This window comes from Bradyrhizobium canariense (assembly GCF_019402665.1).
GTDB lineage: Bacteria > Pseudomonadota > Alphaproteobacteria > Rhizobiales > Xanthobacteraceae > Bradyrhizobium > Bradyrhizobium canariense.
Window position 1 is genome coordinate 1 of record NZ_VSST01000064.1, and the last position, 23,373, is coordinate 23,373.

Consider the following 23,373-nt stretch of genomic DNA (forward strand, 5'->3'; position numbering starts at 1 on the left):
TCCTTGGGAACACCGACCTTCATTTGCGACTCTCCTAACTGGGCGACCTTTTCTAAGCGGAAGAGCGGTGCAAACCTGCGACGCACTTGGCCAAATGGCGCATAAATTCTGCGGCTTTTGCATCAAAACGCAGGATTCAAAACAGACGGCCCGCCAACAGATCGACCTGAGATCGGACCTCAGGAAGTTTTCTTCCTGCTTTCGCCTCATTCACGGCGAAGGCTCCAGCAGCAGGTCAAAGAACCGGGCCTGCATGGCCTCGCTGATCGAGCCCGCAACTGACCGGCATTGATCGCCACCCCCGCATGGCGGCTCGGGACTGTAAGGTTCGGTCAGTCAGTTCGCGCGGTTGGATCCAGGTGTGGCAGTATCGATGGCCAGAGAGGGCGTTTGTTCATCCACGATGTATCGCGCTGTTCAAAAATTCGTCGATCGGCTGACCGAAAGCACTGACCGAGATGCTGCTCAGCAGAGCATGGCGGATATGGCCGCCGCGCTGAACCTGTCTTGCTTTGCATATCTTGCTCTGCCTCACGGACCCGGCGGTGCCCCTAATCTAATCTCGACATATCCCGCATCCTGGACGGGACACTATCTGCAGCACCATTATGAATCCTTCGATCCCGTAGTTCGCCGGGCGATAAGCCATACTCAACCGTTCCGATGGGGTCTTGGATTCGGACCGCGAGTTCGGTCGGAATCAGAGCGCGCACTATTTGAAGAAGCCGCCAAGTTCGGCATTCGGTGTGGATTCACGATTCCAATCCACGACAACAAAGGTGCGATCGCTGCCGTGACCTTTGCGTCCGACGAGCGGCGAATTCCTTTCGAGCGCTCTATAAGCGAGTACGCCCAAGTTCTGCGGCTAATCGCGATGTTCTTCCATGCGCACGCTGGGCGCATGTTGGAGTCCGATCGCGTGGTCGATGGCGTGTTGTTGTCTCCTCGTGAGCTTGAATGTCTCGAATGGTCTTCTCGCGGTAAGTCTGCTTGGGAGATCGGGAATATTCTCGCCATCTCGCGACGCACCGCTGCCTTTCATCTGGATAACGCCCGAGCGAAGCTCGGCGTCCGTACGCTTCGTCAAGCAGTCGTGCGGCTCGTTGAATCAAAATCTCGAAGATAAGCGACCGCTCGTACGTAAGCAGGCTGTGCATCTGCACAGGATGCTTTTGCGTCAGCTTCTGCTTTGATCGCCGATACAAAGCAGGGGGGACAGCACTGATGCTGCTCATCACGCCAGACTACTATGGCGAGTTCGTCGACCAACTCGCTGAGATGCATCGATTGCGCTACCGCGTTTTCAAACAGCGTCTGCAATGGGATGTCCAGGTCGGCGGCGACATGGAGGTGGACGAGTTTGACGTACTTCGGCCGGTCCACTTGCTGCATCGCTCAGCGGATGGACGGATTCAGGGCTGCGTTCGACTTCTCCCATCGACCGGTCCAACCATGCTCAGGGACACTTTCCCAATTCTTCTGGACGGGCAGCCGGCGCCACGAAGCGACCGGATTTGGGAGAGCAGTCGATTCGCGCTCGATGTTCCTCCGGATGCGCCGAAGGCAAGCGGTGGACTTGCTGCTGCTACTTACGAGCTGTTTGCGGGCATGATTGAATTCGGCCTTTCGATTGAATTGACGGAAATCGTCACTGTCACCGACGCCCGGATGGAGCGCATTCTTCGGCGCGCAGGCTGGCCCCTCCGCCCGATCGGAAAAGCTCGTCCTCTCGGAAACACCACGGCCATTGCTGGATACCTCGAGGTCTCGCCCGATGCGTTGCATCGCATCCGCAAAGCGGGACACATCTCAGGTCCGGTGCTCTGGGCGCCAGTCATCCGAGCGGCCGCCTAGGATCTGGAAGCAAGTACAATCGGGGCATCGCTGCACATTGGAGCGGAAAACCCATCTGCTTAAGACTTACGATGCACAGACCACGTCGATCAAGAGCCTCCCTTCAAGCCAGCAAGGCAATCGAGCTGAAACACCTGAGATCGGCTGTTGCTGCGGCCGATTGCGGCAGCTTCCGCGGAGCCGCGGAGTTGTTGAAGTCGCAACAATCGAGTCTCAGCCGAAGAATCGATGAAATCGAGCACCACTTGGGCATCGCAATCTTCGAGCGCTATAGCGGAGGCGTGCGACCGACGCAGGCCGGCCGCGACGTGCTTCGCCTGGCAAGGAGCATTCTGGAAGAATTCGACGCGCTGCTCGCCACCGCGATATCTGTCCATAACAGCGAAACCGGCCGTCTGACCGTCGGCTTCTGCACCTCACTTTCGGCAGGCAATCTGCAAACCTCGCTACTCGCGTTCAAAGAGCGATTCCCGCAGATCGAACTTGTGACGGTCGAACGATCACGGACGCGTTTGGCCGCGGCGCTTCGAAACGGCGCGCTGGATGTACTGATCGTGACAGGGAGGCTCCCATTGTTGAACACCGAAGAAATGCCGCTTTGGAGCGAGCGTGTTCTGGTGGCCTTGCCCCATGATCATCCGCTCGCCATGCGAGAGACTGTGTGCTGGGCTGACCTGCGGGACGAGACAGTGCTACTCAGCCATTATGACCCGGGAAAGGAGCTCGAAGATCTTCTGATTTCCAAGCTCCTCTCGCCCGAGGAGCGCCCTAAGATCAAGCGTCACGACGTCAGTCCTGGCATCATCAAGAGCCTAATCAGCATGAACACGGGAATAAGCCTGGTGCTCGAGTCGGATATGGGGGCAAATATTGCGGGCCTTGTGTACCGAGAGCTACGCGATGGCACGGCGCCCAGCCGCTTCGACTTTTCGGCCTCTTGGCGCCCCGACAATGAAAACCCGGCCCTGCGGGAATTCCTGAAGCTGCTCACAGCGCGCTACTGTTCGCCTCCGATTGGAGGCTGACGAGCTCGGCGAGCTTTCCGAAAGCTCCTGTCGGCAGCCATGAACCGCGCCAGCATCGGTGCAATGAGTTTCGATGGATCCTGGATTGGCTGGCCAGTCTCCTGGGCGAGGATTTCAGCGTATGACACGAGATCGCGGTGCACGCTCGCAGGTAGTTCGTGTGTCACCTTGATGGGCTTATCGTCTTCTAAGGCTCCGAGTTTGAGTTTTGACATCGTCCTCATCCTCTGTACGGTTCGAGCACCAGGTCACGATTGACGATCACCCGCAGGGGAAATCCCGGACGAATCGTCAAGGTCGGCTGGATGTTGAGATTGCGGCGGACCACCTGCTGGCCCGTCTGGTTCATCGAGTCCCCCGCCCCGCGGCGGAGCGCAGCGATGAGGTCGCTGTTGGTACTACCCGTATCCGATCCGGAATTCACTTCGGTGCCGACGGCGAGCAGCGTCGACAGCGCAGCGGCCCCCAACAGCTCTTTCCAATGGTTGTCGACCTCATCCTCAAGCCCAGAGTAGCCCGCGACGTCCGCGCCCGGCTGCCGCTCCAGGACGATCGACCGTCCATTTGGCATGATGAGGCGCGTCCACACCAGGAGCACGCGCGATTGGCCAAATGCGACTTGGCTATCATACGTCCCGATCAGCCGGGCTCCTTGCGGAATAAGGCGAGCTCGCCCGGTAGGGGAATCGTATACCGCTTCTGTGACTTGGGCCGTGATCTGCCCAGGCAGGTCGGACCGAATCCCCGTGATAAGAGCGGCCGGAATGAGCGTTCCGGCCTGGACCACAAAGGGAGAGACCGGTCTTGCCAGGCGATCGGGGCTGGTGGTTCGACGGTCAACGGAAGCACTGACGAACGCAAGTTTTCGGTCCTGACCATTCTGGGAAAATGCTTCGTCGGATGATGGCGCTGCATTTGCTGGGGCTTCACTTGGCGATGCGACAGGGGCCTGTGCGCGGACGTTCGCGCTGGCAAACACCTTGCTGGTGCGTGCCGCCTCGCTCTCTTGATTGACGCGCTGCTGTTCAGCGTCAACACCGAGCGGGCTGGGCGTCGAAGAGCCCTGTGCTGCAACGATCGGCCGACCAAGATCGCCGGGTAAAGGTCGTCCAAGACGCGGCACCTCCTTCGGGATCTCAGTGTAATCCTTCGGCAAGGTTGCAAGCTGATCGGCGACATTGTGGTGGTCGGTCGCGTAAAGCTCGTCGGCGGCCGGCGCACGTGATCGCTTCTCCTGCAGAGCCCAGAACACCGCACCAGAGATGAGCACCAGAAAAAGGGCGCTGCCACCCGCAAGCACCTTGCGCGATAGGCGGGTCACTTGCGGCCGATCTGGCCGGAGCCGAAGAGCTTCGGCGATATCTTCCTGCGGCTTAACCCGAGGAGCGTCGTTGGGTATGTCATTCGGCTGGCCAGTCTCTGTCACAGCGACCTCCCGTCGGTTCGGACGATCCTGACCTTCTGCTGGTGCTCCTCGCCCAGCCTCAGTTCCGCGGCCGCGAACAGCCGGTCGACGATCAGCACATTGCCGTAAGCGCGATAGTTGACGAGCTCGGTCTTGCCATCAGGCCCGATCACGAACAGCGGCGGCATCTCGCCCTGGCCGATGCCGGGCGAAAACTCGATGTAGACCTTGCGCCCGTCGTCATAGGCGTTGACAGGACGCCACGGTGGGCTGTCTCCCTCGATGGCGTAGCGGTAACGGCGCTGCGCCTGGTCCGGGATGACGGGTGTGGGCGGCAGAGCTCGACCACGCGCGGTCCGATCCTCCGGATAGAACCATGCGACCTGTGGCATATAGGGCTTTTCGCGGGACCGGAGCTCGACCAGGTAAGTACGTCGATCCGTGTTGACGACGAGATTGGTCTCGATCGCCGGACGTGTCGGCTTCACCATGATGTGCACACGTCGCGTGTCGCCACTGCCGCTTTCGGTGTCGCCGACCACCCAGCGCACGGTATCACCCGCGGCAACTGGTCCCGCCCCGATCAGTTGCTCGCCGGGCTCCAAGGCGATGTCGGTGATCTGCCCCGGTGCGGCATAGACCTGATAGAGAGCGCCCGGACTATACGAAAACACCTGCACCGCGTTGAAGTAGCCGGCTTTGCGCGGCTGCACGCGTGCCGCGTCATTCGCGGTCTCAATCCGCTCGACGGGTTCTTTGGCTTCCGCGTTCCTGCCGCCGCGCGCTGCCTTCCAGGCCGGCGGGACATGCAGCGGGCGCGGCCGATCGTCGGCGAGCGCCGGCAGATCTGGAGCTGGCGGGACATCGCTATCGTAACTGATTTGCGACGGCTTGAACGTGGTGCACCCGCCAAGGGTGGCCACACCAATAACGAGAGCCAAAGCCAGCCTCGGGCGGTTCCTCTGTGACGCAATAACGAGACCTGAAGGCATTGCTAACCCAGCTCCTTCGACCAGTTGATGGCGTTGACGTAAATGCCAAGCGGATTCTTGCGCAGGCGATCGAGATCGCGAGGCATCTCCACGATGATGCTGACAATCGCGCTCCACCGCTCGGTTGCGGCCAGCTGACCGTTGTCGTAGCGCCGCTCCACCCAGGCCAGGCGAAAGCTCTCAGGGGAAGCCCGAATGACGCTCGAGACCTCGATCGCAATTTGCGTCTTGCCGAGCTTGGCGAAGGGATCGTTGCTGCGGGCGTAGTCATTCAGTGCGGCCGCGCCGCGATCGGTTGTAAAGTCGTAGGCGCGGAGCCAGTTTTCGCGCAGGACGATGGCGTCCATCGGCAGGCCACGCACATGCTCGATGAAGCGCGCCAGGTGAAAAGCTATTTGCGGATCGGTCGGTTGATAGCTGGCATTTGCTGGAGCAACGGCTTTCGCTTCTCCCAATTGATCGACCTCGACCACCCAGGGCGTGATCGTCCCGTGAGCGGATTGCCAGACCAGGGCGCCGGCAAAGCCGGCTGATAAGAAGAGGCAGCCAAAGGCCATCAGGCGCCAGTTCTTGGCCTGCACGCGCGCAGACCCAATGCGATCATCCCAGACTTGAGCTGCGCGTTGATAGGGGGTGACGGCTTCTGGGGTGCGGCCATAGTGAACGGCCGATCGTCTGAACATTGCTAGACCTCAAGTGAAGGGTGAGAAAACGGAATTGGTCGATCAGAAGAATCAGCGGTCATGTTGGGAGAGGTCGACAGATCCGCCGCCCCCGCCGGGATCACCCGAACGGATCGCGTGGCTTGCCGCTGACGCGCCATGGCTGATCGTCTGCGCTCTCTTCATGCGCCGAACCCAGGCGGGCGCACTGTCGGAAGATCTCGAGCCATCCCCTTCCCCCTTTCCGGCATCGCTCGCCGCTCCACCAAGACCAGCTGCGACCGAGCGCAAGGGACTAGCAGCCTTGGACGCGCTCGCCTCGGAGCCGGACTGACTCCCCGTCCGAAACACGCTCATGGTGCCGCTTGCAATCGCGCTTCCACCGCGTGGGGCACCTGCAATCGCTCCGCCGGCAAGGCCGGCAGCGCCGGCCGCAAGGCCAGCGCCAGCCGCAACGACTCCACCGGCGGCAAGTCCCGTCCCGACGGCGCTACCTGCGCCGAGCTGCGGACCTCCGGAGACGATGCCGTTGGCAATCCCGGGTCCGAAAATGCCGAGGCCCAACAAGGCGAGAGCGCCGAGCACCAGCGCCATCGCGTTCTCGATGGTCGGCTGATTGCCGCCGAAACCTGCCGTGAACTGCGAGAATAAGGTCGATCCGATGCCGACGATGACGGCGAGGACCAAAACCTTGATGCCGGAGGACATGACGTTGCCCAGCACCCGTTCGGCCGCAAAGGCGGTCTTGCCGAACAGACCGAAGGGGATCAGGACGAAACCTGCAAGCGTCGTCAGCTTGAACTCGATCAGGGTGACGAAGAGCTGGATCGCGAGAATAAAGAAGGCGAGCAGCACCACGATCCAGGCGAACAGCAGGACCGCGATCTGGACGAAATTTTCGAAAAAGCTGACATACCCCATCAGCCCCGAGATGGAGTCAAGGATCGGACGGCCGGCATCGAGCCCCACTTGCGCGATCCGACCTGGCCGCAAGAAATCTGCCGATGACAGGCTCGTGCCCGAGGCCTTGAGGCCGAGACCTGCAAAGCTCTCGAAGACGATGCGGGCAAGGCTATTCCAGTTGCCGATCAGGTAGGCAAAGACACCGACAAACAAGATTTTTTTGACGAACCGGGCAAGAAGCTCCTCATCACTTCCGAGGGACCAGAACAGGCCCGCAAGCGTGAGGTCGATTGCAGCTAACGTCGTGGCGAGATAGCCGACTTCGCCCCCGACCAGGCCGAATCCGGAATCGATATAGCGGGTGAAGGTTTCCAGGAACTGGTCGATGACGGAGGTGCCGCCCATTGCTCACTCGCTTTGGCTTGGAATGGAAGGTGAGAGCGACGGCAGGCGGCTTTCGTCCTTACGCGGCCGCGGAAAGGAAAATGGCGCCGTACCCGCATTGCTATCCGAACCGTTTACCGATCCGGTTTTCCCCAAGAACTGCCTGCGCCGTTCCGCCCAGATCCTCTCGCATTCAAGCAGAGCCTCTCTCTGCTCGTAGGTGACGGTGCGGCATTGCTCGAGCTTTGCCGCCGCCGGATCGGGCTTCGCAGCGAGCGAGGCGGAAGATTTGGTCGCACTGTCGTCGCCGCGCAGGCGAATGGCGCAGGCGGCGACGACCAGGACTATGAGGCTAACTGCCACCGTCATCGGCAGCCGTTCAAATCTGTTCTTCATCATCAGTGGAACATCTGCACGGTTGTCGGTTGATAGCCCTGACCTTGCGTCAGAAAGCGCCGCAGCTGCTCCCTCCCCTGATCCTGGGCTACTGCTCTTTGCGCGGCTTCGAGCGTTTGCGCGCGCCCCTGCGCGGCCACGGTCGCGGTGAGATCAGCAAGCTGCTGGGCTTGCAGTGCAAGGAGCTGGTTGCCGGCCTGACTTGCCTGCAGAGCACCTGACGCGCCCTGGCTCGCCGTGACCAGGGCCGACATCTGGGTGCGGTTGGTATCGAGATTGCCGACGACGGTTGCCTGCACCCGCATGGCGTCCTGCAGGCCGGCAACCGCATTCTGCCAGCGGGTCTGGGCGTTGGCGACGAGGAGCCCATTGGACATGCTCGCGGATGCCGGCGCATAAGTTGTCGAGAACGCGCGATCGATCTGCTGGACATCGTAGGCAATGCGCTGCGCTTGACTGAGCAGCTGCTGCGTGCGCTGGATCGATTGCTCGAGCTGCTGCAACGACGAATACGGCAGGCTCGCCAGGTTCTTCGCCTGATTGATCAACATCTGCGCTTCGTTTTGCAGCGAGGTAATCTGGTTGTTGATCTGCTGCAACTCGCGCGCGGCCGTCAGCACATTTTGCACGTAGTTGTTGGGATCGAACACGATCCACTGTGCCTTTCCTTCCCGGGGCGCTTGGGTCAGGCTAATTGCGATGATGCTTGCTGCCAGCAGCGGACGGAGACGTTTCATGACAAGCCACCTTCCTTGGCAAGCTGCGGAATGAGATTGCAGGCCCAGCTGAGGTCGCGCGCCTTGAGCCAGCCGGTGACGAAATCGTCTCGTCCGTGCTCTTCAAGAACCCGCTCGATGAGAGCCTGGTCGGTCTTGGACGACGCGGCCGCAAAGGTGAGCGCGATTTCGCCAAGACCAAGCTCGAACAGGCGGTTGCCCCGGCGCGACTGGCAGTAGTAGTCGCGCTTTGGCGTCGCGCGGGCGAGGATCTCGATCTGCCGGTCATTCAGTCCAAAGCGCCGGTAGACCGCCATGATTTGCGGCTCGATCGCGCGGTCATTGGGAAGCAGGATCCGGGTCGGGCAGCTCTCGATAATGGCGGGCGCAATTGCGGAGCCATCGATATCGGCCAGCGACTGGGTCGCAAACACGACGGAGGCGTTCTTCTTGCGCAGCGTCTTCAGCCATTCGCGGAGCTTACCGGCAAAATCGGCATCGTCCAGCGCAAGCCAGCCCTCATCGATGATGAGCAGGGTCGGACGGCCGTCGAACCGATCCTCAATCCGGTGGAACAAATAGGAGAGAACCGCCGGCGCGACACCGGTCCCGATCAACCCGTCAGTCTCAAACACCTGGACGGAGGTCTCTCCCAGCCGCTCACCTTCGGCATCCAGCAGCCGCTCAAACGGACCGCCGAGGCAATAGGGTTGCAGCGCGCGCTTCAAGGCATTGGATTGCAGAAGAACGGACAAGCCCGTCAGCGTCCGCTCCCGAACTGGCGCCGAGGCGAGCGAGGTCAAGGCCGACCAGACATGATCCTTGGTCTCGGGCGTGACCTCGATGCGCTCGCGCGCAAGAATCGATGCGATCCAATCGGCTGCCCAACCGCGCTCAGCGGTCTCCTCGATCCGCGCAAGCGGCTGGAGCGCGACGAATTCTGCCGAGTCTCCACCAACCGCACCGCCAAGATCATGCCAGTCGCCTCCCATGGCGATCGCCGCCGCGCGGATCGACCCACCGAAATCGAAGGCAAAGATCTGAGCGGCCGGATATCGCCGGAACTGCAGTGCCATCAGTGCGAGCAGCACCGATTTGCCGGCGCCGGTCGGTCCAACGATCAGAGTGTGTCCGACATCGCCGACATGGAGCGAGAAGCGGAAAGGGGTCGATCCTTCCGTCTTGCCGAAGAACAGTGGAGGCGCCTTGAAATGATGGTCCCTCACCTCTCCCGCCCAGACCGCAGACAGCGGGATCATGTGGGCGAGATTTAGCGTCGACACCGGCGGCTGGCGCACGTTTGCATAGACCTGTCCCGGCAGGCTGCCGAGCCAGGCTTCGACGGCATTCACTGTCTCGGTCATGGAGGTAAAGTCCCGGCCTTGGATCACCTTTTCGACGAGGCGGAGCTTTTCGTCGGCCGCGTGCGGATCCCTGTCCCAGACCGTGACCGTTGCCGTCACGAAGGCCTCTCCAATCTGATCGGAGCCCAGCTCCTGGAGCGCGCTGTCTGCATCCATCGCCTTGTTGTGGGCATCGGTATCCAGAAGCGTTGAGGCCTCGTTGGTCATCACCTCCTTCAGGATCGCGGCAATCGACTTGCGCTTGGCAAACCATTGCCGCCTGATCCTGGTCAAGAGCTTTAGAGCATCCGTCTTGTCGAGCATGATCGCCCGGGTCGACCAGCGGTACGGGAATGCGAGCCGGTTGAGATCATCGAGGATCCCGGGCGTGGTCGCGCTCGGAAACCCCGCAACGGTCAGAACGCGCACATGAGCGTCACCCAGCATCGGCTCAAGCCCGCCTGTCAGCGGCTGATCGGCAAGGAGCGCGTCGAGATACATCGGGATTTCCGGTACCCGAACGCGATGCCGCCTGGTCGAGACCGTCGCGTGCAGGTAGGTGAGCGTTGCCTCGTCATCGAGCCAGCCGCATTCCGGCATAAACCCCTCAACGAGCTGCAGCACGCGGTTGGTCCGGTCGATGAAGCCACTCAGCACCTCGCACGCATCCGCTCCCGCGCGGCGATGGCTGCCCTCGTACAGGAGACGCTCGGCCACAGCTGCACTCTCTGCCGGCGGCAGGTAGAGGAAGGTCAGGTAGTAGCTCGATTCATAATGGCTGCCGGCCTCCTCGAATTGCGCTTTTCGCTCGGCATCCACCAAGGCGGATGCGACATCCGGGAACGTGTCGGGCGGATAGCGCCCTGCCGAATGCCGTTGCGCCTCGACGAAAACCGCCCACCCCGATCCGAGCCGCCGGAGCGCGTTGTTCAGCCGGCTTGCGATCGCAACAAGCTCAGCCGGCACGGAACTGTCGAGGTCCGGTCCCCTGAACCGCGCCGTCCGCTGAAACGAGCCATCCTTGTTCAATACAATTCCCTCGTCGACGAGCGCCGCCCAGGGCAGGAAGTCGGCAAGGCGCGTATTCGAACGGCGGTATTCGGCAAGATTCATCATGGGACTATTCTCAAGCGCTGAGGTGACCGGGAACGCGAACGTGCCGGCGCACGACTTCGACGAATTCCGGATCGCGTTTTGCGGCCCAGACCGCGGCCATGTGGCCGATGAACGCCAGCAGAAGGCCCGCCAGCCACAAGCGCAGACCGAGGCCGAGTGCTGCGGCCAATGTACCGTTGAGAATGGCAACCGATCGCGGTGCCCCGCCCATCAGGATCGGCTCGGTCAGCGCACGGTGGACAGGGGCGACAAAGCCCGAGACTGGCTCATCCATCAGATCATGACCCCGCCGCCGAACGAGAAGAACGACAGGAAGAAGCTCGAGGCGGCAAATGCGATCGACAGACCAAACACGATCTGGATCAGCCGCCGGAAGCCCCCCGACGTGTCGCCGAATGCGAGCGAGAGACCGGTCACGATGATGATGATGACCGCGATGATCTTGGCCACGGGTCCTTCAACCGATTGCAGGATCTGGTTGAGGGGCTGCTCCCAGGGCATGTTCGAGCCGGCCGCCCAGACCGGGCTACTCGCCAGGTACAGACACGCGAATGCCGCAGCTGATGCGAAACCTCGCCCGAGAGATGATCGTAGGTTCATGACTGATCTCCGATTTTCGAAAGGCTGTAGTCGCCTGATGACCCAAGCCCGGTGACAGAAGCGAGTTCGCTCAAACGCCGTTCGGCACCACGGCCAGAGAGCACGGCGATGACGTTGATGGTCTCGGCGATCAGCGCGCGCGGAACCGTGACGACGGCCTCCTGGATGAGTTGCTCGAGCCGGCGGAGCGCGCCAAGCGCGGTGCCAGCGTGGATCGTGCCGACACCGCCGGGATGTCCCGTCCCCCAGGCTTTCAGCAGGTCGAGCGCCTCGGCCCCACGTACCTCGCCAATCGGGATACGATCAGGACGCAGGCGAAGCGACGAGCGCACAAGATCAGACAGCGAGACCACGCCGTCCTTGGTGCGCAATGCCACGAGGTTCGGGGCCGTGCACTGAAGCTCCCGGGTATCTTCGATGAGAACGATGCGATCCGAACCTTTGGCCACTTCCGCCAGAAGGGCGTTCGTCAGCGTCGTCTTGCCCGTCGATGTGCCGCCGGCGACCAGGATGTTCTTTCGCGCGGCAACCGCATCACGAAGCGCGTTCGCCTGCTCCAAGTTCAGGATGCCGGCAGCGACATAGTCGTCCAGGCCGAACACAGCGACCGCGGGTTTGCGGATCGCGAAGGCCGGCGCGGCGACGACCGGCGGTAGCAAACCTTCGAAACGTTCTCCCGTTTCCGGCAGCTCAGCCGAGATTCGGGGCGAGCCGGCGTGAGCCTCCGCGCCCACATAGTGCGCGACCAGCCGGATAATTCGCTCGCCGTCGGCAGCGGAGAGACTCTCGCCGGTATCGGTAAGGCCGCTCGACAGCCGATCAATCCACAGCCGGCCATCGGGGTTCAGCATCACTTCAACGACGGACGGATCTTCCAGAAAGCCTGCGATTGCCAAGCCCAGCGCCGTGCGGAGCATGCGCGCTCCGCGCAACTCGGCTTCCGAATGAAAAGAATAGATCGCCACGACTGCCCCCCAGTTGAGTGAGGCGGCTAGCGTCTAGCCACCTCACATGAGGACAACTAGAAAAAGCAGAACCTGCGCGACAGCAACAATGTGACCATGTCAATCGTAGTCTGGCGTAGAAGAAGAAAGATTCGGGACGATCGCTTTTGACACGCCGAAAATCATGAGCCGCGACATCAGCCCGGCCACATGCTGGCTTCACCAATCCGCATGATCGTCCGCCTCCAGGATGGCGAGCTCGGCTGGTGCAATAACGACCTCAACCAAGTTCCAGCCTCCCGCCGGTTGACGAGTGACCGAAGCGCCAGCCTTCCGTTTCCGGCGATCGAGCCACGGGATGGCGAACCAGACGAGCGCTGCCATCTGCAGCAAAACGTTCACACCGAAGGCGGTCTGATAGGCCGTTAAAGGATAATGCCCCGCCTCTAGAGGCCATTGCTCCAGAATCAGTCCCGTCACGTACTGCACGACGAAAGCCCAGCCAAACTGCAGGACATTCAGACCACCATTGGCGCGCGCAACCAGCTCGGCCGGGAAATAATCCGCTATGATGGCGTAGGTCAGCGCAGTGGCTGATCCGGCCACCGACACAACGCACCACGGGAGGAGTGATGGCCAGGGCGGATGCAGGATCAGCACAAGCTCCGCCACAATCAACATCGCCGCGACCAAACCAAACAGAACCTCGGTCTTCTTAGCCCGGCGGCGCACCGAGTTGGCAAGGACGCCCAAGACCAGAGCGCCGAGACTCAGAGCGACCGCCATCACGAACAGTTCGTTGATGAGTCTCGTTCGATCCAGCCGCTCCACATCGGAAAGCCAGGGCGCCGCCCATAAGGATTGCAGTGCCCAAGCGGACCCCACGCAGGTCGCCGATAAGGGCGCCATTCTCCAGAACCGAACATCGGAATAGACTGTTTTCAGAGTGGCGGGCATCCTTTTGCTATCCTGTGGCCCAGTGGTTCGTTCGGGAACCACGAGATAGATCAAAATGGCAGCAAGCGCGCTTGCGACGCCCAGCACGCCGAATAGGCCCCGCCATCCGATCCAGTCCAGCAGCACCTCGGCAGGAGCCGTTGCGGTAACGGCCCCCAATGAGCCCAGCATGATCATATAGCCATTGATGAGCGCCATTCGTTCTCTTGGAAACCAGAGGACGATGATTTTCAGCCCGGACATCAGGGCTGCTGCGCTCCCAAGTCCGACCATCGCGCGAGCAAAAAGAAGGGAAAGGAATCCCGTCGATAGTCCAAAGAGCGCGGCCCCCCCTGCAGCAACAGCCAAGAGCACGCTCTGGACCCGGCGCGGCCCGAAGCGATCAAGTAACATGCCGATCGGAATCTGGGCCGCCATAACGACCAGAAAATAGATTGACGTGAGCAGCCCGACATCGGCAGCGCCAAGCCCGAGATCAGAGGCGAGGCGCCCAGCAATGAGCGTATTGATGGTCCGGAACAGGTACGAAAGGTAGTAGCCGGCCGCGAAGGGAAGAAACACGCACGCGATGAGCCGCCAAAAGGGACAAGGCTCAACGCGTTTTGCGGGCGATGTTTGCGCCCTCATTTGCTTCGGCGCGCTTCTGTCCGTCCGCTCGGTCCCCTCAACAAAAGGAGTTCGGCAGGTTTCGAAAGTTCGGATTGCGGCCGCCCTCCTCGGCGGCAGCGCTCGGCTCGGAGTTTCCGTCCGCCGCAGCTGCGGACAAACCTTCCTGACTTGGCTGTTCTTCTGCCGCGCGTTGTGGCGCGCCAGCATGAGCTTCACTGGCAGGTCGACTGCGCCTGCCCAGCCAATCGATCGTCTCCTGGATTAATGGCTGACCGAGCCGTACCCGCCGCTCGACCTGCTCCGCCAACACCTTGAAACGCTGCTGCCCGAGCATGCACGCCTCTCGCTGGCCGGACGGCAGCATGGGCGGCGTCACGGTGAGGTGATAGCGCGCATGCAGGGCTACGGTCTCGGCGATGATCGCGATCTCGCGCTCGAGCCTGGCCATCTGGCCACTGATCCGGTCCAGAGCCTCATGAACGAGCCCCTCGGTGGGCGGTGCAGGACTCAAGAATCGTTCAAGCGCCGTCTCGACGACCATGCTCTTGCCGAGTCCTGGGCGTTCGGTCGCAACTTCAAGCCGCTGAAACATGCTCTCGGAGAGCTGAACGGTGACCTTCTTGGTTCGCGCTCCTTCGTTCGAGCTCGGCTGCGCATCGCTGTCGGCTTGATTCACAATCGAGCTGGGCTGGCCTCCAAGCTCTTCATCGACTTGCACTGCTCGTTCACTCCCAATTTGCGGCCGCGACCTGCCCGCGCACCGCGGCACGCGCGGCGTCGATTTCGGAATCGAAACGGCTGTATCGCCCCCAGCGATGATGGACTTGACACAAGGGCCAATCCGAACGTCACTTCAACCGGATCGACATCTGCGTCGTAGTCTGGCGTAGCCAAAGAAAGACAAGGCGGTCTCAAGAAGAGCTGGATTTGTAAGCCTGTGTCATTTCGTCGGCAGCCAATGGCCTGTTGCAGCGGGTCCGGGCGCCGTGAGTGACGCGCCGGTCCCTTGCGCGTGATTCGTGGCGTGTTGCCGACCTGCTGGTCGGCCTATCTGACCCAGCGCCGTATCTATTGCCAAAAGCTACCAGCGCGCATTTGGAGCGCGCGTACTGATTACTCGGGCTTCTCAGAGGCGTGCATGTCGATGCTCACCTCTTTCAGGACGGTGGCTCCGCTTGCAAGCCGCCGTCCGAGCGCCTCAACAAACCGATCGTAACGTTCCGCGCCCTTGGCTCGTGCGGCGGGAGTCGAATGTTCGGGGAGCGCCGGCGTTGAGGTCAGCCAGAAACGGATGAAGAGCGCGATGGTCTCAAGCGTGATGCTATCATTGCGCTCCAGGCGTTCGAGCACGCGCGCGATCCGGTCCAGACGCTTGGCGATCGCCGCCTCGCGCCGATCGGAATCATCAGGGGAAAGGAAGGAGCCGATCGCGGCCTCGGCGACCAGGGACTTGGGCTGACCCCGGCGTTGTGCGAAGGCCTCGAGCGTTTTGAAGGTTTCCGGATCGAGATAGATGCTGAGCTGGATCTTTTTCACGCTGCCCCGCTCACAGATCTCCCATCGTCCTGGTCGAGGCTGACGGTCCGCGCAACGCCCTGCATCGAGCGGCTCAGAGCTTGTGCCTGGACGGCATCGGCATCACCCTCATCGAGGTCGGTGTCGAACTCGTGTTCGCCGAGCGGCACCTTGACCTCGATCTCCTCATGTTCCGGCAATTCCGGCTCGCGACGCAAACCACCGTTCACCTCATCACTCCTGCGCTTGCGTCCGGTCAGTAGCTCGACTGATGGCGGAATTGGGGCGCCGGCCGACCAGTCATCCGGTCCTGCGGACAAGGTACGCGGATCGAAGCGGGCTGGCTTCAGCACACGTCGCTGGAACTGCGGATCCTCATAGTAGCGGGCTTTGGTGGCGCGGACCGGGTGCACCCCGGAAATCATCACGATTGCCTCTTTAGGCGAGAGTTGCATGACCTCGCCTGGCGTCAGCAGCGGCCGCGAGGTCTCCTGACGGCTCACCATGAGGTGTCCAAGCCAGGGGCTCAATCGGTGTCCGGCATAGTTCTTCATGGCGCGCAACTCGGTCGCAGTTCCGAGTGCGTCGGATACGCGCTTGGCGGTACGCTCATCATTGGTCGAGAAGGCGATCCGGACGTGGCAATTGTCGAGGATGGCATGGTTCGGCCCATAGGCGCGTTCGAGCTGATTGAGGCTCTGGGTGATCAGAAAGCTGCGGATGCCGTAGCCTGCCATGAAGGCGAGCTGACTCTCGAAAAAGTCGAGCCGGCCGAGCGCTGCAAACTCATCCAGCATCAGAAGGAGTTTTTGCCGGCGCCGGTCTGGATCCAGGCTTTCGGTCAACCGCCGCCCGATCTGGTTGAGGATGAGTCGCATCAAGGGTTTGGTGCGGACGATGTCGGATGGAGGCACCACGAGATAGAGTGAGACGGGCTCCGCGCCGTCCACGAGATCGCGGATGCGCCAATCGCTTCGTGCGGTGATCTTGGCAACCACCGGATCGCGATAGAGCCCCAGGAAGCTCATCGCGGTTGAGAGCACGCCGGAGCGCTCGTTCTCGCTCTTGTTGAGAAGCTCGCGCGCGGCCGAAGCGACAACGGGGTGAACGCTACCTCCAAGATGCGGGGTTGCGAGCATTGCGGTGAGCGTAGCGTCGATCGGGCGGGAGGGATCGGACAGGAAATTGGCGACGCCTGCGAGCGTCTTGTCGGCTTCGGCATAGAGGACATGCAGGATTGCACCGACAAGGAGAGAGTGGCTGGTCTTTTCCCAGTGGTTGCGGCGTTCGAGTGCCCCTTCCGGGTCGACAAGGATATCGGCGATGTTTTGGGCATCTCGCACCTCGCAATCACCACGCCGGATCTCGAGAAGCGGGTTGTAGGCGGCGCTGGTTGGATTGGTCGGGTCGAACAAGAGCACTGGCCCAAATCGCGCGCGCCAGCCGGAAGTCAACTGGAAGTTCTCGCCCTTGATGTCATGAACAATCGTGGAAGCCGGCCAGGTCAAAAGAGTCGGTATGACGAGGCCAACACCCTTGCCAGAGCGCGTGGGAGCAAAGCAGAGCACGTGCTCAGGCCCGTCATGCCGCAGATAATGGCCCTCAAGCCGGCCGAGCACGACGCCGTCAGATCCCAAGAGACCCGCCCGCCTGACCTCGCGCGCATCCGCCCAGCGTGCCGAGCCATAGGTGGTGACGTCCCTCGCCTCTTGCGCCCGCAAGACGGAGAGCATCACCGCTAGCGCAATCGCTGCGATGCCACCGCCCGCGGCAATGGCGCCGCCCTCCAGAAAAATCAACGGTGCGTAAGCGTCGAATTTGAACCACCAAGCGAAGAAGGCTGCCGGCTGGTAAATCGGCCAATGCCCAATCCTGAACCAGGCCGGTCCAAGCTGCGGTTGGAAGGCAAGCCGCCACGCCGTCCATTCGGTAGCCGCCCAAAGGAAGGCGAGTACGGCGAGACAAACCAGGATGACCTGATGCCATATGATCTTTGTTGCGGACATGGATTGGAGATGTGGAGGCATTCATGAGGTGCGCACAAGCGGCGCCGCCCGTGCATCGTACTCGCGCGCGTCAAGGCGCAGCAATCGGCGGGTCGGGCGAACGGTCGCATTCGTGAATGAAGATCCCTAACGGCCCTGTACGTACCGGTGATGCTAGCCACAACGACTGGGAAGATCCGGCGATTATCGTATCGTTGCGTGACCGTCGCGGCTACGGAGTCAGACGTTGCCCAATTCGCTCGTTATGGCGGATTCGCCCTTGATCTGATCAACCGGTGTTGGTGGCGTTCTCATTCGGAAGTTGTTGTGCTTGACACGAGCGACTTGGCGACCTGTCGACTATGCCCAAGGTCGGGCCAGGATGCTTCCCAGGAGAGAGGGCACAGAAATAAGTTCAATCATTAAGAACGCCGCGTTCATCGCATCAGCCCGGGCCTAACGACGCTTTTTGGCCCGATATGCCATTGATGCGCAGAAATCCCGCTAGTGACATCGAATACCGTATGGCGCGCACGGGTTTGCGCAGCAGGCAAGGTCGCGCCGGGGGGCGATGGCAAACAGGCGTTTGAACAGATTGGCATCATGGCTTGCCGGCGCTGCGGCCTTGGTGTTTGCCTGCAATGGCATCGTTAGCGCGACCGACTGCCCGCGGCAGGACGCATTGGGAACGTCGCGCGTACTCGCTGTCGATCCGAAGGTCTATCCGCGCGTCGGATCGAATGAGTTTCCGAAGACCCTTCCTCTGGCAGATCACGAGGTCGTCCTCACCTTCGATGACGGTCCGAGGCCGCCGAACACACAAAAGGTGCTGGAAGCGCTCGCGCTGGAATGCGTGCGGGCCACCTTCTTCCTTGTCGGCAGATCCTCGGCAGAATTTCCCGAGCTCGTCCGCCGCATCGCGTCACAGGGCCACAGCATTGCGCACCATAGCTGGTCGCACCAGATGATGTCCAAGATGCCATTCGAGCAGGCAATGGGCGATATCGATCGCGGCATTGCGGCTGATGAGCTCGCAGTCGAGGGCGTGTCAACCAATGTCCCTTCGACGCCATTCTTCCGCTTTCCCCATTTCGACTCGTCGCCTGCAATGCTGGACCAGTTGCAGTCGCGCGGGATCGTCGTGTTCGGAACCGACCTTTGGGCGAGCGATTGGGAAGACATTAGCCCAGACCAAGAGCTCATGAATGTGATCGTGCAGCTAGAGAGCGCGAGAAAGGGCATCATCCTCCTGCACGATGCCCAAGCCCGCACTGCTGTAATGATGCCTGCGTTGCTGCGATATCTGCACAAGAACGGCTATCGAGTCGTGCATTTGGTACCGGCTGCCCAGGCCGAGAGGGAGGCTAAGACGCGCCACTAGCATGCGCCTTTTCGACATCACGTGTGGCAGCTTCCTGATGATGTCCCTTTTGAGTTTGCTGCAGGCTGGTGATGGCCGAGAGTGGAAGCTGCTCGATCAGATGGGGATTCAAATCTCAATTGGTGCATGCATGCTAAGTTGACGGCTGACTCCTGCGGTCCGAATGGCAATATCCGATGCATTCTAACTGGTCGGCTGACGTCGGCGTGTACAGGGGTTAGCCTAAGTCGTCGGCCTATGTTTCACTGTTACGACTTGATGAAGCCGACCGCCTCAACATTGAACGGGTAGGATGGTCTCAAAACCTCATGAACTCTGCCTGCGCCCGTTGAGAAATGAGATCCAGTCGTCATGCCGGACCCTCAAGATTGCTCCCTTGACGCGAACAGGGTTCGCGTTGAATAGGAACGATGTGCGGCTCAATGATGGCCCGTCGTGCCCAGCAACTGCCGGCGCCCCAAAGCAGAAATCGACGGGTCAGAGCGCGAGCCCCCGTTTGCGTCCAAAGCTCCACTCGACATTGGCCGGTCCCGCGATGCCGCTTACTTGTTTTCCCAGTTGGTGCTCAAGTGAAGGCGTCCACGGCACGAGCTGGAAACCAAGGCCATTGTCGATCATGGCGAAACGCCCAGAGGCCAACGATAGGCGCCGGCGATAGACCCCCGAAATCTGCTCACCTGCATCGGCGGCCAAGTGCGCAAGCCCTGATTCCTTAGCCAGACGTCGTCCGACGGCTTCCAACTCACGGCGGCGAAGGGTCTCGACCAGGTTACTTCCGAGTGTGACCTTTCCGCCGTTACGGCGGGCGAGTGCCTGCTCTGCCAGGACGTCGATCCGCCGCTCGAGCGCGGTCCGCACCTCGGCGCCAAAGCCAGCGCGTGACAGATCGGTAGGCTCACGTGCCACAAGCTGTCGGTCGAGCCAGGTCGCTCCCTCCGCCGATATCTGCTGCTCGAGCGCAACGTCCGAACGCACAGCGAGCGCGATCCGTGCTCGACCTCGCGCATCGTCAAAGCGCCGGAGCTCCACAATGGCGCCGATCGGCCCATCGCCAGCCGACTCGATATCGGGGAGTTTCAGGTGATGCACGCGCCCGTCGATCCCGTCGACAATGGCAAACGCCGTGCCCCTGAGCTCGTCGTCGAGCCCGCGCGCCATAAGACGGCCAATGACCGGTTCGCCGTGGCGTTCGCCCTCGAGTGCCCAGGACGAGGGCGCGCGCGCCGGGCCATCCTTCGCGATTGTTCTGTGCAGCCGCTTGATGATGTCGCCGCGCTCACCGAGCGCACGCAGCCGCGGCTGGGCGTCTGCGGCCAGTACCCACTGCGCAGGACCCGCGGGTGCGGCCACGCCGAGCCGCTCGAGTGTCCGCATCCGCCCGATGCGAATCTCCCGTAACGGGTCGCCCCCGGAAATCCCGTCTGGCCTCAGATCGATCACGCCGTCCGCCGCACCCGCTTCCCGGGCAAGCGCCTGGTCGAGCCTGGTCCAGCGTTCGGCCGTCACCTCCGCTTCAAGGACTTGGCGGATCTCGAGCTCCGATCGCGGGCCAAGCTCGCGCGTGACCAGATCGCCGGCCCGGGCGCGCAGGCCTGTCGAGATATAGTCACGGCTGATGACAAGGTCATTTCCGTCATCCGCGCGGCCGCGCACCAGGATATGGACATGCGGATGCTCGGTGTTCCAATGATCGACCGCCACCCAATCGAGCCGGGTCCCGAGGTCGCGCGAGGCCTGATTCATCAGCTCCCGGGTAAAGATCCGCAAGTTCTCGAGTTCCCCAGCATCGTCGGGCGAGACGATGAACCGGAAGTGATGCCGGTCGCCCTCGCAGCGCTCGACGAACGCGCGGCCGTCGGCGTCATCGCCCGCTGCGTCAAAGAGCTTGCCCGGTGTCCCATCGCGGGTGACCCCGTCGCGCTGGAGATAACCAATATGCGCGCGCAGCGCGCCCGGCGAACGCATCCGGCGCACGACCCGCGCCTTCACCATGGCGGACCGCGCGCGGTTGTTGAGGAGCCGCGTCGCGGCAAGGCTCGCCGCGCGACCGCGCCCGAACTTGCTGCCACGGCTGCGGCTAGCCCGCGAGAGACCGCCGGCCTTCTGAGCAGCCCTTAGCGTCTGCGCCAAGAACGGCTTCGTCCGGGGCGCGCGCGTCGAACGGATGCGGCCTGGGCGAATGTGGAAATCGTCGTGACCGGTCATCGTGCTCGCTGCAACCTGCCGAAAACCGAGCAACAACGTGGTGTTACCGCAAATCGTAAGTTGCGTCGCCCATTTCCAATGTTTTGCGGGTCATTGAAATCGATGCAGTTTCGCCCACAACCGACCGGCCGCACCTTGCGGCTTTTATCCTGCCCTCCCCGGTCGCCCACTCCCGGCTCTCTGCCGACCACTCTCAACGTTGCGACTAGCTTCGACATCATGCAACGAAATGCGATTGCCGTCATCGGGACTGCACCTCGTCTGATCGCCGCACAAACAGGCCCGTCGCGCGAGGAGCGACTGCAGTTGCACCCGCCCTAGGCGCTGCTTTCGACGAATTCATTGCGCGGACGCCGGATGCCGAGTTGGTATTTTCAGCCGATAAGCTCTTGGACCGCTCAACAAGGAGTGGCGCTTGCTGCCACGCGGCGAAACGTCTAGCGGCCGATGCATCGCTGTTGCGCTGCTCAATACCGATCAATGGTGCGAGTGTAGCGATGTAGATCTGTGTTTCATCCGGAAGCGCTCGACCAGTGGCCAGGTGCTCCTCGTACCGTCTGGGTCCAGCATTGTAGGCTGCGAGAAACCCTTCCGATCCGAAACGATCGAGCATCTCGCGAAGGTACGCTGTCCCAGCCATCATGTTGTCGCGGGCATCAAACGGATCGATACCGAGATCGTAACGAACGCTAAGCTCGACCCAGGTCGCGGGCATGATTTGCATCAACCCGAGCGCTCCGCGAGGTGATATGGCGTGCGCATTACCACCGCTTTCGGCCTGCATGACAGCACGGATCCAACGCTCCGGGACCGCGAACCGATGCGAGGCTTCGGTCACGAACGCGGCGTATGCACGGCCTGGACGCAGGTTTGAGGAGCGCGCAGCTTGTGCGCGTGATCCAGCCTCCGCTCTGCCGGCCGATGGCGCTCCGAACGTGATCAGAATTCCCAGAGAGCAAGCAGCGGCGCGAGATAGCAATGTGCGGGCAGCCGCCAAGGACAAGGCTTTTCCCGGCCGGCACTGAGCCAGCGCGAGACGGCCGCGACGCGCGCCGATTGCCGACAATTCGGCCGGGATGGAGGAATGACGGTGCGATCGGCCGACTAGAGAGACAGCAAGCCATTGGAGCAATGCCGCCATTTGTCAGTCCTCCCTGGTCCACACCGGAACCGCTTGACCTATGACGACCGATCTCGGGAGCGGTCCGAAATATCTGCCGTCCAAGGACTCCGCCGACTCCCAGTTCATGACAAAGACCTCGTCCTCAGCGACGACCCGGCAGCCCTGCCAAGCCGGCAATGGCGTGCCACGGCGGTCGCGCTCACGTGCCTGGCCCATTTCGATGCCGTCGACGACGATAGTGAGTCCCGTTCTGCAGACGGTTTGACCGGGCAACGCGAGCACGCGCTTGAGCATCGGAAGACCGCTCGGCAAATAGCTGTTGAAGGCGAGGAAGCTCGCAAGCGGCTCTGGTGGCCGAAGGGCCACGAGCTCTGTGATGTGCAATCGTGCGGACCCTTGCAAACGGTAGAGGCCGATCGGCACACTTTCGGAAGCGTTCCAGATGTATGATAGTGAGGTGTCGGTGACCGGCCAAAGCGCGAGCGTTGTGGCCCCACATATCGCAAGGATGATCCTTAGCCGTCCCATCAGAACACCATCCTGCGCCGGCGGAGCCACGCCTGGTGGCGCGCACGCGTATAAGGTCGTGGCGTTTCGTTGACGGAAAGACGGTTGTGGACGTGATGCCAGTATTCGGGCACTGCATCGGCAGGATCGATGCCGAGTGACTCCACGGCGTCGATCAACTGGAGAACGCGCTCGACCTTTCGCCAGCCAGCCAGTCGCAGCAGGCTTTCGCCGCCGGGGTTGACCCAAGACACGGTCGAATACCGCTGCCCCGGTGTGATCGCGCGCAGAATGTCGATGCGAGACAGGATGGTTCCGAAGTCATTGGACGACCAGCGCACGAACGCAAAGATGCTGCCGGGCATAAACGAGAGAATGCGCCGGTGCTGGTCAATGATCTTCTCCGATACAGGCTTGCCGAACCGGATTCGGTTCTCGATCCGCTTCTCGAGCCACAAGAGTTCAACAGTTGTGAGGTCGCTCACCTAGCCACTCCATAGTCATGAGAGAATCTTGGACATGCCAACGCCTGCGCGGTCGCCAGCGCATCGAAGTCAGAGCCTTGGTTTCGGCAGAATGATCGTGATGCAGCGTCGATGATCGGCGTTGTCGAAGCGATGCAGCGCTCCTGCTGCTGCCGAGGATCGCAGCCGAGTGGCTCCAATTCGTTACATGGAATTCAAAAAATTTCAGGTTAGCCGGGGCAGTGGCCTGTGCTCCCTCGCGGGCCGTGCTGCGAAAATGCTGCACA

Annotated in this window: 24 protein-coding genes; 5 read left to right on the forward strand and 19 right to left on the reverse strand. The window is 61.6% G+C overall.

The genetic code is table 11. The annotated features are described in order from the left end of the window. The 4 genes from FXB41_RS31315 to FXB41_RS31330 form a co-directional block, all read left to right on the forward strand. Window positions 1-292: hypothetical protein (locus FXB41_RS31315; RefSeq protein ID WP_219684515.1), on the forward strand; the 292-nt coding region annotated here is incomplete at its 5' end. A gap of 111 nt (window positions 293-403) precedes the next feature. After that, window positions 404-1,126 carry an autoinducer binding domain-containing protein gene (locus FXB41_RS31320; RefSeq protein ID WP_219684535.1) on the forward strand — a complete coding sequence of 241 codons (723 nt, stop codon included), beginning with the start codon at window positions 404-406 and terminating at the stop codon, window positions 1,124-1,126. A 95-nt stretch (window positions 1,127-1,221) separates the two neighbouring features. Continuing rightward, window positions 1,222-1,854, forward strand: a complete 633-nt coding sequence (locus tag FXB41_RS31325; protein WP_219684536.1) for an acyl-homoserine-lactone synthase — start codon at window positions 1,222-1,224, stop codon at window positions 1,852-1,854. A gap of 71 nt (window positions 1,855-1,925) precedes the next feature. Next, window positions 1,926-2,879: a LysR family transcriptional regulator gene (locus tag FXB41_RS31330; RefSeq protein ID WP_219684516.1), complete on the forward strand. Its 954-nt coding sequence runs from the start codon at window positions 1,926-1,928 to the stop codon at window positions 2,877-2,879. On the opposite strand, the gene FXB41_RS31335 is transcribed toward FXB41_RS31330, so the two are convergent. The 15 genes from FXB41_RS31335 to FXB41_RS31405 form a co-directional block, all read right to left on the reverse strand. Further along, window positions 2,852-3,094: a DUF2274 domain-containing protein gene (locus FXB41_RS31335; RefSeq protein WP_219684517.1), complete on the reverse strand. Its 243-nt coding sequence runs from the start codon at window positions 3,092-3,094 to the stop codon at window positions 2,852-2,854. The genes FXB41_RS31330 and FXB41_RS31335 overlap by 28 nt on opposite strands. A 5-nt stretch (window positions 3,095-3,099) precedes the next feature. Then, the gene (locus FXB41_RS31340) at window positions 3,100-4,305 is read right to left on the reverse strand and encodes a TraB/TrbI/VirB10 family type IV secretion system protein (RefSeq protein WP_219684518.1); all 1,206 of its coding nucleotides are present in this window, start codon (window positions 4,303-4,305) and stop codon (window positions 3,100-3,102) included. Further along, the gene (trbG, locus tag FXB41_RS31345; RefSeq protein WP_219684519.1) at window positions 4,302-5,276 is read right to left on the reverse strand and encodes a P-type conjugative transfer protein TrbG; all 975 of its coding nucleotides are present in this window, start codon (window positions 5,274-5,276) and stop codon (window positions 4,302-4,304) included. The genes FXB41_RS31340 and trbG overlap by 4 nt, the downstream gene beginning before the upstream one ends. A gap of 2 nt (window positions 5,277-5,278) precedes the next feature. Then, entirely contained in the window at window positions 5,279-5,959 is a 681-nt protein-coding gene (gene trbF, locus FXB41_RS31350; RefSeq protein ID WP_219684520.1) for a conjugal transfer protein TrbF, read from the reverse strand. Window positions 5,960-6,010: 51 nt separating this feature from the next. Then, window positions 6,011-7,246: a P-type conjugative transfer protein TrbL gene (gene trbL, locus FXB41_RS31355; RefSeq protein WP_219684521.1), complete on the reverse strand. Its 1,236-nt coding sequence runs from the start codon at window positions 7,244-7,246 to the stop codon at window positions 6,011-6,013. 3 nt (window positions 7,247-7,249) lie between these two features. Beyond that, the gene (gene trbK-alt, locus FXB41_RS31360) at window positions 7,250-7,624 is read right to left on the reverse strand and encodes a putative entry exclusion protein TrbK-alt (RefSeq protein ID WP_219684522.1); all 375 of its coding nucleotides are present in this window, start codon (window positions 7,622-7,624) and stop codon (window positions 7,250-7,252) included. Next, on the reverse strand, window positions 7,624-8,358 hold the full coding sequence (trbJ, locus tag FXB41_RS31365) for a P-type conjugative transfer protein TrbJ (RefSeq protein ID WP_219684523.1): 735 nt from the start codon (window positions 8,356-8,358) through the stop codon (window positions 7,624-7,626). Before trbJ ends, trbK-alt begins: the two co-directional genes overlap by 1 nt. Beyond that, window positions 8,355-10,796, reverse strand: a complete 2,442-nt coding sequence (gene trbE, locus FXB41_RS31370) for a conjugal transfer protein TrbE (RefSeq protein WP_219684524.1) — start codon at window positions 10,794-10,796, stop codon at window positions 8,355-8,357. The genes trbJ and trbE overlap by 4 nt, the downstream gene beginning before the upstream one ends. Window positions 10,797-10,806: 10 nt before the next feature. Further along, window positions 10,807-11,070: a VirB3 family type IV secretion system protein gene (locus FXB41_RS31375; RefSeq protein WP_219684525.1), complete on the reverse strand. Its 264-nt coding sequence runs from the start codon at window positions 11,068-11,070 to the stop codon at window positions 10,807-10,809. Next, window positions 11,070-11,396, reverse strand: coding sequence for a TrbC/VirB2 family type IV secretion system protein (locus FXB41_RS31380; protein WP_219684526.1), 327 nt, complete (start codon window positions 11,394-11,396; stop codon window positions 11,070-11,072). The genes FXB41_RS31375 and FXB41_RS31380 overlap by 1 nt, the downstream gene beginning before the upstream one ends. Further along, window positions 11,393-12,313 carry a P-type conjugative transfer ATPase TrbB gene (gene trbB / locus FXB41_RS31385; protein ID WP_219684537.1) on the reverse strand — a complete coding sequence of 307 codons (921 nt, stop codon included), beginning with the start codon at window positions 12,311-12,313 and terminating at the stop codon, window positions 11,393-11,395. Before trbB ends, FXB41_RS31380 begins: the two co-directional genes overlap by 4 nt. Window positions 12,314-12,559: 246 nt before the next feature. After that, a complete protein-coding gene (locus FXB41_RS31390; protein ID WP_219684527.1) occupies window positions 12,560-13,924 on the reverse strand; it encodes an MFS transporter in 1,365 nt (454 codons plus the stop codon). A gap of 37 nt (window positions 13,925-13,961) precedes the next feature. After that, window positions 13,962-14,624, reverse strand: coding sequence for a ribbon-helix-helix domain-containing protein (locus FXB41_RS31395; protein ID WP_219684528.1), 663 nt, complete (start codon window positions 14,622-14,624; stop codon window positions 13,962-13,964). A gap of 395 nt (window positions 14,625-15,019) precedes the next feature. Then, entirely contained in the window at window positions 15,020-15,442 is a 423-nt protein-coding gene (locus FXB41_RS31400) for a CopG family transcriptional regulator (protein ID WP_219684529.1), read from the reverse strand. Continuing rightward, window positions 15,439-17,427, reverse strand: coding sequence for a conjugal transfer protein TraG (locus tag FXB41_RS31405; RefSeq protein WP_219684530.1), 1,989 nt, complete (start codon window positions 17,425-17,427; stop codon window positions 15,439-15,441). The genes FXB41_RS31400 and FXB41_RS31405 overlap by 4 nt, the downstream gene beginning before the upstream one ends. Before the next feature lie 550 nt (window positions 17,428-17,977). On the opposite strand from FXB41_RS31405, the gene FXB41_RS31410 reads away from it, so the two are divergent. Continuing rightward, complete coding sequence (locus tag FXB41_RS31410; protein WP_219684531.1) at window positions 17,978-18,787, forward strand: polysaccharide deacetylase family protein; 810 nt, start codon at window positions 17,978-17,980, stop codon at window positions 18,785-18,787. A gap of 477 nt (window positions 18,788-19,264) precedes the next feature. Here FXB41_RS31410 and FXB41_RS31415 read toward each other — a convergent pair whose 3' ends face one another. The 4 genes from FXB41_RS31415 to FXB41_RS31430 all read right to left on the reverse strand — a co-directional run bounded on the left by FXB41_RS31415 (window position 19,265) and on the right by FXB41_RS31430 (window position 23,107). Continuing rightward, complete coding sequence (locus tag FXB41_RS31415; protein WP_219684532.1) at window positions 19,265-20,992, reverse strand: relaxase/mobilization nuclease domain-containing protein; 1,728 nt, start codon at window positions 20,990-20,992, stop codon at window positions 19,265-19,267. Between the two features lie 241 nt (window positions 20,993-21,233). Next, entirely contained in the window at window positions 21,234-21,776 is a 543-nt protein-coding gene (locus FXB41_RS42075; RefSeq protein WP_246649371.1) for a lytic transglycosylase domain-containing protein, read from the reverse strand. A gap of 360 nt (window positions 21,777-22,136) precedes the next feature. Then, window positions 22,137-22,643, reverse strand: coding sequence for a S26 family signal peptidase (locus FXB41_RS31425; RefSeq protein ID WP_219684538.1), 507 nt, complete (start codon window positions 22,641-22,643; stop codon window positions 22,137-22,139). After that, window positions 22,643-23,107, reverse strand: a complete 465-nt coding sequence (locus FXB41_RS31430; RefSeq protein WP_219684534.1) for a DUF2840 domain-containing protein — start codon at window positions 23,105-23,107, stop codon at window positions 22,643-22,645. The genes FXB41_RS31425 and FXB41_RS31430 overlap by 1 nt, the downstream gene beginning before the upstream one ends. Between the last annotated feature and the right edge of the window lie 266 nt (window positions 23,108-23,373).